Source organism: Microbulbifer maximicatervae (SeqCode), assembly GCF_052467505.1.
On sequence record NZ_CP174313.1, the window covers coordinates 4815830 to 4828938 of the forward strand.

At 48.8% G+C, this 13109-nt stretch carries 12 protein-coding genes; 5 read left to right on the forward strand and 7 right to left on the reverse strand.

Annotated features, from left to right (window positions below; translation table 11 throughout):
• Window positions 1–59: 59 nt before the first annotated feature.
• The 4 genes from cydB to ACJJIN_RS21170 all read right to left on the reverse strand — a co-directional run bounded on the left by cydB (window position 60) and on the right by ACJJIN_RS21170 (window position 4429).
• A complete protein-coding gene (cydB, locus tag ACJJIN_RS21155) occupies window positions 60–1079 on the reverse strand; it encodes a cytochrome d ubiquinol oxidase subunit II (RefSeq protein WP_444896087.1) in 1020 nt (339 codons plus the stop codon).
• Complete coding sequence (locus ACJJIN_RS21160; protein ID WP_444896088.1) at window positions 1076–2464, reverse strand: cytochrome ubiquinol oxidase subunit I; 1389 nt, start codon at window positions 2462–2464, stop codon at window positions 1076–1078. The genes cydB and ACJJIN_RS21160 overlap by 4 nt, the downstream gene beginning before the upstream one ends.
• Window positions 2465–2781: 317 nt before the next feature.
• Window positions 2782–3339: a GbsR/MarR family transcriptional regulator gene (locus tag ACJJIN_RS21165; protein WP_282931244.1), complete on the reverse strand. Its 558-nt coding sequence runs from the start codon at window positions 3337–3339 to the stop codon at window positions 2782–2784.
• 136 nt (window positions 3340–3475) lie between these two features.
• The gene (locus ACJJIN_RS21170; RefSeq protein ID WP_444896089.1) at window positions 3476–4429 is read right to left on the reverse strand and encodes a DUF1853 family protein; all 954 of its coding nucleotides are present in this window, start codon (window positions 4427–4429) and stop codon (window positions 3476–3478) included.
• A 263-nt stretch (window positions 4430–4692) separates the two neighbouring features.
• Here ACJJIN_RS21170 and ACJJIN_RS21175 point away from each other — a divergent pair, with 263 nt between their 5' ends.
• Window positions 4693–5595, forward strand: coding sequence for a bile acid:sodium symporter family protein (locus ACJJIN_RS21175; RefSeq protein ID WP_444892036.1), 903 nt, complete (start codon window positions 4693–4695; stop codon window positions 5593–5595).
• Between the two features lie 211 nt (window positions 5596–5806).
• Window positions 5807–6724 (forward strand): glycosyltransferase family A protein, encoded by a 918-nt coding sequence (locus ACJJIN_RS21180; RefSeq protein WP_444896090.1) that lies wholly within the window; start codon window positions 5807–5809, stop codon window positions 6722–6724.
• Window positions 6725–6804: 80 nt separating this feature from the next.
• Here the strand turns inward: ACJJIN_RS21180 and ACJJIN_RS21185 are convergent, their stop codons facing one another.
• The 3 genes from ACJJIN_RS21185 to ACJJIN_RS21195 all read right to left on the reverse strand — a co-directional run bounded on the left by ACJJIN_RS21185 (window position 6805) and on the right by ACJJIN_RS21195 (window position 11335).
• The gene (locus ACJJIN_RS21185) at window positions 6805–9165 is read right to left on the reverse strand and encodes an autotransporter family protein (RefSeq protein ID WP_444896091.1); all 2361 of its coding nucleotides are present in this window, start codon (window positions 9163–9165) and stop codon (window positions 6805–6807) included.
• 152 nt (window positions 9166–9317) lie between these two features.
• Window positions 9318–10112 (reverse strand): OmpW/AlkL family protein, encoded by a 795-nt coding sequence (locus ACJJIN_RS21190; RefSeq protein ID WP_444896092.1) that lies wholly within the window; start codon window positions 10110–10112, stop codon window positions 9318–9320.
• 293 nt (window positions 10113–10405) lie between these two features.
• A complete protein-coding gene (locus tag ACJJIN_RS21195; RefSeq protein WP_444896093.1) occupies window positions 10406–11335 on the reverse strand; it encodes a LysR family transcriptional regulator in 930 nt (309 codons plus the stop codon).
• Window positions 11336–11448: 113 nt separating this feature from the next.
• Between ACJJIN_RS21195 and ACJJIN_RS21200 the strand changes: the two genes are divergently transcribed.
• Genes ACJJIN_RS21200 through purE form a run of 3 tightly spaced genes read left to right on the forward strand, consistent with a single transcriptional unit; the run spans window position 11449 to window position 13097 of the window.
• The gene (locus ACJJIN_RS21200) at window positions 11449–11667 is read left to right on the forward strand and encodes a hypothetical protein (protein ID WP_444896094.1); all 219 of its coding nucleotides are present in this window, start codon (window positions 11449–11451) and stop codon (window positions 11665–11667) included.
• A 2-nt stretch (window positions 11668–11669) separates the two neighbouring features.
• Window positions 11670–12599, forward strand: coding sequence for a sodium-dependent bicarbonate transport family permease (locus tag ACJJIN_RS21205; protein WP_282931252.1), 930 nt, complete (start codon window positions 11670–11672; stop codon window positions 12597–12599).
• A 6-nt stretch (window positions 12600–12605) separates the two neighbouring features.
• Complete coding sequence (gene purE, locus ACJJIN_RS21210) at window positions 12606–13097, forward strand: 5-(carboxyamino)imidazole ribonucleotide mutase (RefSeq protein WP_282931253.1); 492 nt, start codon at window positions 12606–12608, stop codon at window positions 13095–13097.
• Window positions 13098–13109 lie beyond the last annotated feature (12 nt).

The following is a 13109-nucleotide window of genomic DNA, read 5'->3' on the forward strand; positions in this document are numbered from 1 at the left end:
CCACCTTAATTAATTAAATTCGGCTAGCAGGTATTTCTGCCAGCCGAATGGAAATGCAGCTAGTGATAATGTAGCTCTGTCGCCTTTCCTCGGAAGACGTAATAAGAGAAAACGGTATAAGCGAGGATGACGGGAACCACTATTACCGCACCCACAAGAATAAATTTTAATGAGGCGGTGGCACTGGCTGCCTGCCAAATATTTAGTTCGCCGGGAACAATATCAGGGAAAAAGCTGAAGGCCAGGCCGACAAAGCACATCAGAAAAATAACGACGACTGTAAAAAAAGGAACCGCTTTATGTCTATCTGCAGGCTTAGGCATTCTCGCCAACAGAACATCATTGGAGACAAAGGCGATAAAGCACAGGGTGGGGACGAGTAGTACAAACATAACCAGAGGGTAGGTAAACCATCGGTCGAATACTGTTGGGTTTACCAGTGGATTGATGGCCGATACTGCAACCACCCCAAGCAGGGTGGCCCGCCCTGCGTAACGGGTCCATGTGGTCGCTCGTTTTTGCAGCTCCGACTCGGTTTTAAGAACCAGCCAGGCGCCGCCAATATAGGCGTATGCGGCGGTAACTCCCAGAGCGCTGAGTGCTGAAAAAAGCTGTGCAGACCAGTCGGGCTTAAAGCCAATCACGTACTGTCCTAGCATGTACCCCTGCGCAAGGCTGGTAATAATAGACCCGGCTTTAAAGGTTCGATCCCAGGTTAGCTTTTTGTCGATGGCAGCCTTGGCACGAAAGTCGAATGCCACTCCTCGCATGATTAGCCCGACCAGCATAATCGCAGCTGGTATATATAGGTGCATTAACACCAGGTTGTGTGCGATTGGGAATGCAATCAGGAGCAAACCGATTGCCAGCACCAGCCAGGTTTCGTTGGCATCCCAAAAGGGGCCAATGGATGCGATCATGGTATCCCGCTGGGATTCCTCCTCTTCTCCCATGGGGAGCAAAATGCCCACACCAAGATCGTAGCCATCCAGAATTGCGTAGACTATTACCGCCAGGCCCATAAGGGCGACAAAGGCGACAGGCAGCCAATAGGCCGCTGCAGAAGAGCTACCGGTCATTTGCCTTCTCCCTTGTCATTTTTCTCGGTATCTTTTGGGCGGTTGGTTAAGCTAGTGCCGGCGAATAGTTCCTGAGTTTCAAACTCCTCGACTTTTACAGACTTCAGGGCCATCACTTTCAGGGTTCTTATGTACGCATAGAGCAATATCACGTAGACAACCAGATAAAGGGTTAGGGAAAAACCGACATGAGAAGGTGGTACTGGAGTAACAGCGTCGGCGGTTTTCAGTACTCCTGTTACGAGCCAGGGTTGGCGTCCAATTTCTGTGACATACCAACCGGCCAAAGTGGCTATCCAGCCGGAGAATGTCATCGCGACCAGGGTTTTGAGCATCCAGCGAGGCAGCTCACCTTTACGCAATAGATAGACCCCTCCCCAAGCGGTTAGCAGCATCAATATTCCTATGCCGACCATAATGCGGAAGGCGAAAAATACGGGGGCTACCGGTGGGTGATTATCGGGGAATTCATTTATTCCCTTGATCTCACCATCCCACTCATGGGTTAGGATAAGGCTGGCCATCTTGGGAATGCCGATCGCCAAATGGTTGGTTTTTTCTTCTCCATCGGGTATCGCAAATAACAGCAGGGGCGCACCGCGCTCTGTTTCCCAGACTCCCTCCATTGCGGCGACTTTTTGCGGTTGGTGCTCAAAAGTGTTGAGTCCGTGTAAGTCACCCACATAGATTTGAATCGGAATAAAGATGGCAGCGAGAATCAGTCCTGTTTTAAGGGCGAGCCGGGGCGCGCGTTTGGGGTCTCCTTTAAGAATCCGATAAGCGGAAATCCCCGCAACAAAGAAAGATGCCGTCAAACCCGAAGCCAGCAGCATATGTGTAAGTCGGTAGGGGAAAGAGGCGTTAAAGATAATTTCCATCCAGCTTGCCGGGTAGGCGACTCCATCCCGTAAATCGAATCCGGCAGGTGTTTGCATCCAGGAGTTGAGAGCAATAATCCAAAAAGCGGATAGAGTGGTTCCTGTTGCCACAATAAAGGCAGATAAAGTATGTATTTTGCTTGGCACCTTATTAATGCCAAACAACATAATGCCGAGAAAGGTTGCTTCGAGAAAGAATGCAGTAAGTACTTCGTATCCGAGAAGCGGGCCGGCGATATTGCCGACCTGGGCCATAAAGCCGGGCCAGTTTGTTCCGAACTGGAATGACATGGTGATGCCACTCACTACGCCGAGAGCAAATGTCAGGGCAAAGACTTTTACCCAAAAACGATATGCGCGCATCCAGACCGGATTATTAGTTTGGTCGTAGCGTAATTTAAAAAAGAAAACGATCCACGCGAGTGCGATGGTGATTGTTGGAAATAGAATATGAAAGCTGATATTTGCGGCAAACTGTATCCTGGAAAGGATCAGGGTATCTAGCATGAGAGCCTCTGCTGGTCTGAGATCTTTGAACCAGTGAGCCGATTAGCACCTCCTGTGCTAATCGGCACTGCAAGAAAATATAGAGGCAGGTGTGTGTTCCCGCGTATACAATCCTGCAGGAGCCGACTTTGGATCGGCAGCGGCACGGCCTTGTGCCGTTTTTAATCCAGCACTATGGGCTGCTGGATTAAAAATATGCCGGGGCTTTTAGCCATGGATTTGGCCCTATGGGTTTCTCCCCGGAATAAGTGCTTCAGATGAAGGTGTTATTTCGCTTTGAGTGCAGCGGTATATTCCTCGTGCTAGCGTTTTTTTCGCTAGTTTGAGGTGTTCTGTCCACCTGTCATCTTACTTTTGAGTTCCAGTAGCTTGACGATACCGGAGCCTAGCTTCATCAATTTAAGCAGGTCCTGGTGTTCTAGCTTGCTGAGTGTGTTGGCAAATTCTTCGAGTAGCTCCAGCAAGCTGTAAACTTCCTGGATTTTTTCCTGTGCCTGGGCATCCAGCTCATCTTGGGGCTCATTGAGCAGCAGCTGGCGAAGCAGACTTAATGTAGGGTCGAGCTCTCGCTTGCGGCGCTCCTCGAAGACAGTGCGAGCGAGGTCCCAGATTGACCCAGCTGCAGTGAAATAATCTTTGCGATCGCCCGGTTGATGGTGCAGCTCAACCAAGCGCCAGGCCTGTAGCTCTTTGAGCCCCATACTGACATTGCCACGACTGATCTTCAGTGCCTGGGCCAATTGCTCGGCATTGAGTGGCGTGGGATGAATGGTGAGTAGGGCAAACATTTGCCCGACCGTGCGATTGAATCCCCAGCGGCTACCCATTTCACCAAAGTGCAGTACGAATGCCTGGGCTTGACTCGATAGTTTCATTTACTTCTTAAGTTTCAGAAATTTCTGAAAATTGTAAATGTAAATTGATCTATGTCAATCACCAATTTAGAAAATAATGTGAGGCCAGCGAGAGGCTCCCGGGTTCTGATCTGGGGAGAGGCTGGCGCAGCCGGGGTTATATGCTCAAGCTACTTTTGGCTCTTTGGTACCAGTTGTCGGGCACGATAAAGCCTCTGCAGGCTTCGCCATTTTTATCGACGGCGGCGATGCACAGGGGGTGGGTAAAACTTTCGGGCAGCAGCGCCTCTAGCAGTTGATCGGCAGTCATGCCGGTGGTGCTTCTCTGAGGCGCCAGCCAGGCTTGCTTGGGGAGTGCCAGCCACTCGAGAGCACCGCGGTTTGCCTGGCTCAGGGAGAGTGATCGAAACTCGGATAACGATACCCACCAAAGATCATGACTGGAGGGCCGGTGAAGTGTATCCAGCGGTTTGAATAGCCTCCCAGGCATTAGCGCCCACTGGCGATCTATCTCTAGGCCGTGCTCTTTCAGCATCGATTGAACTGCCGGCATGTCAATCAGTGGCAGTTGATGATCTGCCATTCTTGCCAGTTTGATATCCAGTCGGTCCTTGATTCCGGGCCCTACCCAATGGATATCGGTAACCTGGAGATAAAATTTTACGGCAATCTCCCAGTGTTCACACTGATTGCTGGGCAGGTGTTGCACGACGAAGTCGAGTTCCCCCAGTGTCTTGCCGCCAGACCTTAGAGGGAGGTTTTGGTAGAGGAGCTGGTAGTCGGGATGTTTGTCAAAGGCAAATGACCAGAGCCTTTCAAAGTAAGTGCCCAAGCGGTTATTGGGTTTGTTGAGGTTGAGTTCGTGCAGGTAATTATCCAGTTCAGGGGAAAGTGCATTTTTTACTTTCGGGCAGGAGAAGTATTCCAATAGGGACTTTCGTCGCGTGGGTAGAAGCCAGGGGAGTTGGTTAGCTGCACTAAAAGCTGTAACGGAGCCCTCGCTAGTGGGAATATCCGAACTTCCCACGGACCACATTAAGTTGTCCCAATTATCTACCTGTCCGCTTTTCAGGGAGGAAATCATGGTCTTCTGTATCGTTTCCTGAGTCATTAAACTTCTGTATATTGCTAAAATACAAGACAGATTGGTGCAGTCATCTATGATTGCTTTACCATCTGAACTAAAAATAATAATTACACTTATAAGAATCGATCCGAGCACCAAGAAAATCAGCGAATTACCGATGTCGAAATAAGTCCCCTGGCAGTGGAGTTTCTGCCTTGATTTCGTTATCCATCTCCAGTGCCAGCTTTATTCTGGGAGTTGATTTTGGTCGGGTATTTTTCTTACAGTGACTGATACTGGAGAAAATCATGGAATCAGGTCCTCTTATTTCGATCGGCTTGCCTATCTCGCTGTTTATTATCATGGTGGGAATAGGGATGACCCTAACTGCCAGGGATTTCCATCAGGTAACGGTAAAGCCCATTGGCCTTATTATCGGAACTTTTACCCAAATTCTCCTGATGCCAGCTATAGCAATTGGCCTCTGCTGGGGATTAAATCTACCACCGGCCATTGCTGTTGGCCTAGTCATTATTGCCGCCTGTCCGGGAGGCACAACATCGAACCTGTTTACCTTGATGGCTCGCGGCAACGTGGCGCTTTCTATTGTATTAACAGTTTCTGCCAGCCTGATTACAATTGCCAGTTTACCGCTTTTCGCAAATTATGCGCTTCGAACTTATTTCGGCGCTGACCAGACTATAACTCTGCCATTCGCCAGTACAGTGGTGATGTTATCCAGTATTGTCCTCTTGCCTGTTGTGATAGGGATGCTATTTCGCGCCTGGAGACCGCACCTGGCTCGCCGCGCAGAGGGAATAGTCAGTATTTTTGGCGGGGTTGTATTGCTTGCACTGGTAGCAGGCCTTATCTGGGGAATTCGCGATCGCCTTGCAGACTTGATGGTTCAAGCTGGACCCTCGGTCATTCTTTTGAATCTCTGTGGTGTGCTATTGGGGCTTCTTATCAGCCGGGTTGCTGGCCTGCCAAAGCGGGAAGGGGTTGCGGTTGCAACGGAACTCGGTATTAAGAACAGTACCATCGGAATGATGGTAACCCTCACGCTCTTACACTCGAGTGAGATGTCCGTGCCCTCAGCAGTTTACGGTGTATTGATGTTCCCATCTGGCGTTCTTTTGGCGTTATATGGTCGCCGTGGTGCAACGAAAAAACTGGCCTCTGAGACGGAAGGAGCAGGTGAAGTAGGATAGTAAATGTTGCATTTACCGAAAACTAGACCATACCTTTACTATTGAGGGTGTGGTCGATCTTGGAAAATTGAGCTCGCCTATACCAATTTCTGTTACTGCACTATGAATTTCAATAATTCTAATGTGCGGCCACGGATTACTGAATGTCCTTTTTAGGTATATGTCTAAAACCAGGCATTGAGTTGTCTCAACCCCAGATTGTAAAGTCAATATGTTCAAGGGTTTTACGGCGAAGCGCAGCAAGAAAAATACAATCAACAACAACCTAAAATTAGATGCTCTGGTCTGGAAGAGAATATTGGAGCAGTCGGCCCTCAGTGGTAATGATTCTGGGGTAGGTAATGCGGCTAAACACAGTATTGTTGTTTCTCTGACTAGCTATGGAAAGCGAATCCATGATATCCATTTGTGTATCGAGAGTTTATTTCAGCAGTCGCTAAAGGCGGATTTAATTGTACTTTGGCTATCGACCAAAGAATTTCCAGATTATATGTTGCCCAATATTTTAATGAGGCAGGTGGATCGTGGGTTGAAAATTGAATTTGTTGATGAAGATCTAGGACCTTACACAAAGTATTATTACACGCTTCAAAAATTTCCTGATAGCCTGATAATCACGGTGGATGACGATATCCTCTACCCGATGGATACCATCGATATGCTGTATCAGTCATATTTAAAGTTCCCGTCACATATTTTCTGTCATCGAGCTCACAGGATAGGTGTTGATAAAAAAGGTAATGTGTTGCCTTACAATAAATGGAGGACAACGCGGGAAACTTGGAAGTGCAACATGAATATCAAACCTTCGTATCGCGTTTTTCCTACTGGAGTTGGGGGTGTTTTATATTATCCCGGATCTTTACATCCCGATGTTCTGAATAAAGATAAGTTTTTGGAGTTATGTCCTAATGCGGATGATATCTGGCTTAAAGCCATGAGTATGAGGCAAGGAGTTCGTTGTGCAAGAGTGCCAGATGTTCGTTTCTGGAGGGATAGGTTTTTAACAATCCCTGGGTGTCAGGCTAGCGGCTTGAAGAAACAAAATTTAAAGGGAAAGTGTGGTAACGATAAGAAAATACGCAGAGTATTTTCTGAATATAATTTAACTCAGTTACTGTTAGAGTGAATAGGCGCTGCTTAATCTATAGGTAATGTAGCTGTCGTTCTCTAAGGTTGATGTTTGGCTTTCAGTTTAATCTCAAATTGCTACCACTTATAACGAAATCCTAATTCCAAGCCTCCGGAAAAACTATTCCCCAGGTTTTCCAAACTGCTACTGTAATAAATTTCTGAATAGATAGAACAGTGATCACCGCACTCATCGTAGCTCGCGCCCAAGCGCAATTCACCGTACCAGGTATCAGGTTTTTGACTGAGTCGGGTTTCCGATACGAGTAAATTGGTCCTCTGGTCGATATTGTAAATAAGGCTCGGAGTTGCGAATAGAGAGAACCTTTCCAGGGGAATTGAGCCATACATATTGCGACTACTCTTACGTTGACTCTTGCGCTTTTCAAAGATGGTTCCCAAGCGTAAGAGGAAGCCATTGTTATTGATATCTGTAGCTTGTACGGCATAGATATCCTGCAAGTTATTGGCTTCCTCCGAGGTGTAAATCAATTGCGCATGGGGTGTCCAGGAATAGTAATCATGCAGTTTAAAACTCTTTCCGCCCTCGATAGACAAGGCGTAACCAAATGCTTCATCGCTATTATTGAGTTCGCGTAGTGACCTGGCATCCATTTCAAAGTCAAACCAATTTAGCTTAAGTTGACTATCAATAAAAATGCCATCCAATCCATACCAGGTGACAAATGCGCTGACGCCGTAGTTACTCGCATCGATTGAGCCATCACCAAAAAATGAACTCACATCGTTATTTGAATCGCCGTAGTGCAAAGCGGCGCTGCCAATAAGTTGGCTTCCAAACACGGAGACTTGTATTGGTAAATCAAAGCCCACTTGTACTTGATAGTAAGTCTGTTTCCAGTTTGCACGGGTACTGGACTCATTAGGGTCAAGGGTAATATGCCGGGCAGAGTTCCTGATCCAAAGTCCACGATTATCAATTGCCTGCTCTTGGGCATCGCTATACTCGCTACTGGCCAAGTCCAAATAGCTTGTACCTACCCAATAGCGATTGCCCAGGCGGCTGCGCAGTGAAGCGGGAATATTGAGTGTTCTGAGAATTTGCGGGAGGGCTTCGTAGAGTACTGCAGTAGGTTGCCAGCGGATCATTCCGCCTTCAGGAAATACTGAAGAGTTATCCACAGTTGAACGCAAATACCAGCTGCCATCATCACTTCCTCCTGCGCCGTTCTGGTGCAATGTGTAAGCATAGGCTCCACCTATCACTGCCTGCTGATCATCTTTACTGACAAAGTCCCCTGCCAGAGTGAATTGTGCATTTGATTCGCCTTTGACGGAAACCACCTTAATACCATTGCCCTCTGTCCGCTTTCCTTTACCTGAGCGGTTAAAGACAGAGATAGTGGTGGTGCCAGAGCTGTCTCCTTCCACAATTAGTTGATCGCTCTGTGAAAAATCATCTTCAAGGACGGCGTCTACCCATAGGCGCCCATTATTAGAGCGGTATTGCCCATAATTTCCATTATCGTCTTTGGCTATGGTGAGGGTGTTGAACCTATTGTTGGATAGATCAATGGTTCCACTATTGGAGACATCTCCTGAAATTACATAATTGTCGCTATCAAAAAATGCCTGCCCACCCCAGCGAATATCCAGGCCGAGGGAATTTCCTTCCGAATCGAGACCTCCTCCGACAGCTAAACTCCCAGTGAATGTCATTTTGGAGCTACCCCAGATAACGACTCTTTCCCAGTTATTTAGAAGAGTCCCATCAACGGAGTAATCCAATTTAAATATTAAATTGTCGACTTCACCATCATTTGCACTGAGATCATCACCACCATCCAGTATGACGTCTCCATCGAAAGAGTGTGAATCTATCAGTAGGGTGTCTGATCCGGAGCCGCCTCGAATTTCGTTACTGATGCCCTCATCCCAATAGATATAGTCATCGCCGTTTCCGCCATCCAGGTAGTTAAAAATGAACCCTCCATCCAAGGTGATGGTATCGTTTCCTTCTCCTCCCCAGACGTGAAAGGACAACCCATCGAGTAGAATCAGGGTGTCATCTCCATCGCCTCCATGAATGCCTCCTCCCCCCAGATAATTCCCTACATCACTGGATCGCTCGTCGAGAGTTATCGTATCGTTGCCAGCACCACCGTCGGCAAATAAAGTAACAATTCCTCCCGTGATAGTAATTTCGTCATCTCCCTCTCCCGCAAGTACATTTTCCGCCGTTCCACCGTTAAGAATGATGGTATCGTTGCCGGCATAAGTTTCTATGTCCGCACCATCGGGGTCATTGTCTTCGTCACAGGTGATTTCATCTGCGGCAGTGGTGCCACTATTGCCGGGGGTACATTGTGCTAGAGAGTGGCGGCTAAAAATAAGCAGTGCAGAAACCGTCATAATGAGTAGGAATATTTTTACGAATCCTACAGGAGAAAGCTGGAAACCAGTTTTTTGGGGAGACACAGTTATTCCTTTATATTGTGCCAGATAGTTGCAATACCGATTAGGTTTTTAGCGGCAAAGTTATAGTTGGGGACAACGCAGCTCGTGTGTGAAATAACTTCAAATTTTAAGCGTATTCGCTGTCGCCCAACTGTATGAAATTTCTCCGATAACTAAAATTTAATACCCACCCCGAAATTTATGATCCAGGGGTTGTAGTCAAAATGGGCATAGAGGCGATCCCTTCCCAATTCAGTGGGGAAGTCGATAGTGGCATCGGTGTCTGCCAGGTAATAAATCGCGGATGCGTTAAGTAGTAGAGGATATCTCCAGTCGCGGAAATCAAAGATATAATCCAGGCCGGCCTGCAGCCCCCAATCCCACGAGTGCCCCATATTAAATGATCCCGGTGCGACCGAGAGCTCTGAATCTATCAGGTATTCGTTAAACTGGCGGCTGATTTCAACGGTGTGGAAATTGGTGTAATTGATTCCTGCACCGATATAGGGGCGAGCGCGATAGGATGGGTCTAAGAAATACCAGTTGCCGAAGACCATTGTCGTTGTAGTGCTAAAGTCGCCGAGCTGGATTTGGTTTCGCCCAGGGTTGCCGGTGAAATTATCCAGTTTTGTACCATAGCTGGCGCCATTAATATGCATTAATTCTATGCCCCAGCGATCGCTGGGCCGCCACACTCCCGATATTTGCCATGCATGGGTCGAGTCGATTTGCCAACTGCTGTTGTATAAATCCCATTGCTGTAAAACTCTGTATTTAAGCGCTGTGCCCTCATCGTTTGGCTGGACATAAGTCAGGCCAAAACGAACAATAAATTCACCCCATTCGATATCACGCCAATCATCCTGGGCATGGGTCGATAGTGCTGAGAGAGTGAAAAGTAGAGTAATAATTCCTTTATTAATTCCTTTTGCGGTCATCTCGATATCCATCTCTGAAAATCCGGACACAGGCAAAACAGCTTATCTGCCATAGGTGGCTTTGGTTGATAATTATTGGCAGTGCATGGGCCAAGTACCCCAAAAAGTAGCAGGACTGAAAAAGGCCGCAGGGAATTTTTCAAAATTTGAGGCCTAAATTATCTAGCCCGGTTTACAGGGAGAAGGGAATTTATAAGGAGAGAAAGAATAATGCGCTTGGTGCCTTTGGGGGTATAGGTGTCTATTCGGGTTTACAGGGAAATTTCCACTGTGAGTCTTGGGTGCAGTGTATTCTTTCCCTCTTTTCCAATGATAAGGCTGGGCTACGGGAGATTACCCAGGGGCACTTTTTCCAGATTGCGGGCGTACTCCAGGAACTTCTGTGCTGCTGGTGATAGCGGACGTGATTTGCGTCGAGCCAAATACCAGTGGGTGACAATAGGAAGCTCTTCGACATCGAGAATTGACAAGCCTGCGCGTCCGCCAAACGCCAGGGTATGCTCCGACAATATAGAGACCCCCAGACCGGACATAACTGCATGCTTAATGGCTTCATTGCTCTCTATGGTCATACGGAGCTTGAGGTCTACATTGCGTTTGCGCAGGAACTGTTCAATGGCATGGCGTGTACCGGAGCCCTCTTCCCGATGCAGGAACTGACAGCCTGCAAATTCTTGCAGGGAGATTTTCTTGCGGGAGGCCAGTGGGTGCTTCTCAGGCGCTATCGCCAGTAAGCGGTTGGGTAGAAACTCCACCAGCTCCAGGTCCTGGCTCTTTGGAGGATGGCTGAATACGTAGAAGTCATCTTCATCCTCACCGGTGTAATCAATGATCTGTTGGCGGTTGCCCACCCTGAAGTGGATATCCAGTCGCGGATGCTGCTGATAAAACTCCCCGATCAGGTGGGGGATAAAGTATTTGGCGGTGGTCACTACTGCCAGTTGTAAGCTGCCGGTATCCAACCCTCGCAATTGGGCCAGTTTCAGGTCCAGATACTCGTAACTCTTCAGGATCTCCCGAGCACTTTCTACCAGGGTTTGCCCGGCCTCCGTAAATTGCAGTTGCCTGCCCACCGAGTAGTACAGAGGTAGACCCACCGCATCGGAGAGTTTGGCCAGCTGCATCGATACGCTCGGTTGGGTAAGGTGCAGCTTCCTGGCTGCGGCGCTGATATTGCCCAACTCATAGACACAGAGCAGGATCTCCAGCTGGCGAACGGTTCCAATGCGGGCATGGGCACGAGTTAGGGGCACAAAATCACCTGTATAAGTTTGAGTTTATAGTTTACATAATAAATATCTATTTTTATCTATCAATGGCAATTCCGATAATGCGTCAATTTCAATAACCAGTGGGGTCATTATCAATGCAGAGATCACAACTCTTCTTTGGCGTGGTTGTCGGCTTGTTAGTTTTATGCGCAGGCTTGTCAGTAAATCTTGCCGGTATGAACGGGGTTCCCTTGATGGCTGTAGGCCTAGTGGTGGTTCTGGCCAATGCTGCTTACTGGCTGACGGCGCAGCAAACCCCGGAACGCATACGTATCTCCAATAATCGCTCCAGACAGCGCCGGGGACAGCGATAGAGATGCAGTTGGATATTGTTGTTGGTTTCTTTCTGCTGGGCGCCTTTGCCCAGCTGGTTCGCAGTGACCTGCGTTTACCCAAAGGTCTTTACCAGAGCTGCGTTATCTTCCTGCTAATCGCCATCGGCCTAAAAGGTGGTGCTGCTTTAAGTGCGTATTCCGCTGCCACCCTGGTTCCCCAGTCCCTGGCGGTGGTGGCTTTTGGTGCTCTGTTACCTCTGGTAGCTTTCCCTATCTTGCGCTGGATTGGCAAGTGGTCACGTGTGGATGCGGCGGCAACGGCGGCGCATTATGGGTCTGTCAGTGTTGCCACCTACGCGGTGGCTGTGGCCCTGCTACAGTCACAGAATATTGAATACGAAGCGTATTTCCCTCTGTTTGTAGCACTTCTTGAAGTCCCGGCAATCATTGTCGGCATGCTGTTGGCGCGGCAATCGATGGGCAGTTCGAGCAAGCGCAGGGTGTTTCACGAGGTCACCTGCAACCAGGGAGTACTGTTGCTCCTGGGGGGAATCGTTATCGGAGCCTGGGCTGGAGAGCGCACCGCTTCAGTAATGCCTTTGTTTGGGACCCTGTTTCATGGCATATTGGCGCTCTTTCTGCTGGAAATGGGGCGTGTCGCTGCGGCGCGGTTGGCCGATGTTAGAGGGCAGGGTGCTTTCCTGCTCAGCTTCGGCATTTTTATGCCGCTGATTGGCGGTGCCGCTGGCGGTATCTTGGGGAGTTTGTTGGGTTTGTCGCCTGGTGGTATCTTTCTGCTCGCGGTGCTCGGTAGCAGTGCCTCTTATATCGCTGTGCCTGCGGCTATGTCCGTTGCCCTGCCGCAGGCCAATGCTAGTGTGTCCATCACTTTGTCCCTGGCAGTTACCTTTCCTTTCAATGTGCTGGTGGCGATTCCCGTCTATCTGGCGCTCGTTCAATATTGGAGTTAATCGCAAGTGAAGCCGATTCCCTTTGAAAAAGTCACTATCGTAATGGGTTCCCGCTCGGATTGGGCCACCATGAGCAACGCGACTAAGCCTCTGGAAGAGCTCGAAGTTCCCTTTGCTACTGCTGTGGTTTCGGCCCACAGAACTCCCCAGCGCATGGTTGAATTTGCCAGCCGTGCCCACGAATCCGGTACCGAAGTGATTATTGCTGGCGCCGGCGGCTCCGCCCACCTGCCGGGTATGATCGCTGCTTTGACTCCCCTGCCTGTGATCGCAGTGCCGGTTGAGAGCCGCTTTATGACGGGTATGGACAGCTTATTATCCATTGTGCAGATGCCTCGCGGTGTGGCGGTAGCAACCCAGGCGGTCGGTGCTTCCGGTGCCTACAATGCAGGTTTAATGGCTGCGCAGATGTTGTCTTTGGCTGATGCGGAATTGCAGAAGCGCCTGATCGCCTGGCGTGAGCGCCAGACCGAGCAAGTCCCGATCACGGTTGAGTGATAGGAGATCGTT

Coding starts and splice junctions, on each gene's coding strand:
- ACJJIN_RS21180 (WP_444896090.1), top strand. CDS start 5,807: ATGTTCAAGGGTTTTACGGCGAAGCGCAGCAAGAAAAATACAATCAAC.
- ACJJIN_RS21160 (WP_444896088.1), bottom strand. CDS start 2,464: ATGCTAGATACCCTGATCCTTTCCAGGATACAGTTTGCCGCAAATATC.
- cydB (WP_444896087.1), bottom strand. CDS start 1,079: ATGACCGGTAGCTCTTCTGCAGCGGCCTATTGGCTGCCTGTCGCCTTT.
- ACJJIN_RS21200 (WP_444896094.1), top strand. CDS start 11,449: ATGCAGAGATCACAACTCTTCTTTGGCGTGGTTGTCGGCTTGTTAGTT.
- ACJJIN_RS21175 (WP_444892036.1), top strand. CDS start 4,693: ATGGAATCAGGTCCTCTTATTTCGATCGGCTTGCCTATCTCGCTGTTT.
- ACJJIN_RS21165 (WP_282931244.1), bottom strand. CDS start 3,339: ATGAAACTATCGAGTCAAGCCCAGGCATTCGTACTGCACTTTGGTGAA.
- ACJJIN_RS21170 (WP_444896089.1), bottom strand. CDS start 4,429: ATGACTCAGGAAACGATACAGAAGACCATGATTTCCTCCCTGAAAAGC.
- ACJJIN_RS21205 (WP_282931252.1), top strand. CDS start 11,670: ATGCAGTTGGATATTGTTGTTGGTTTCTTTCTGCTGGGCGCCTTTGCC.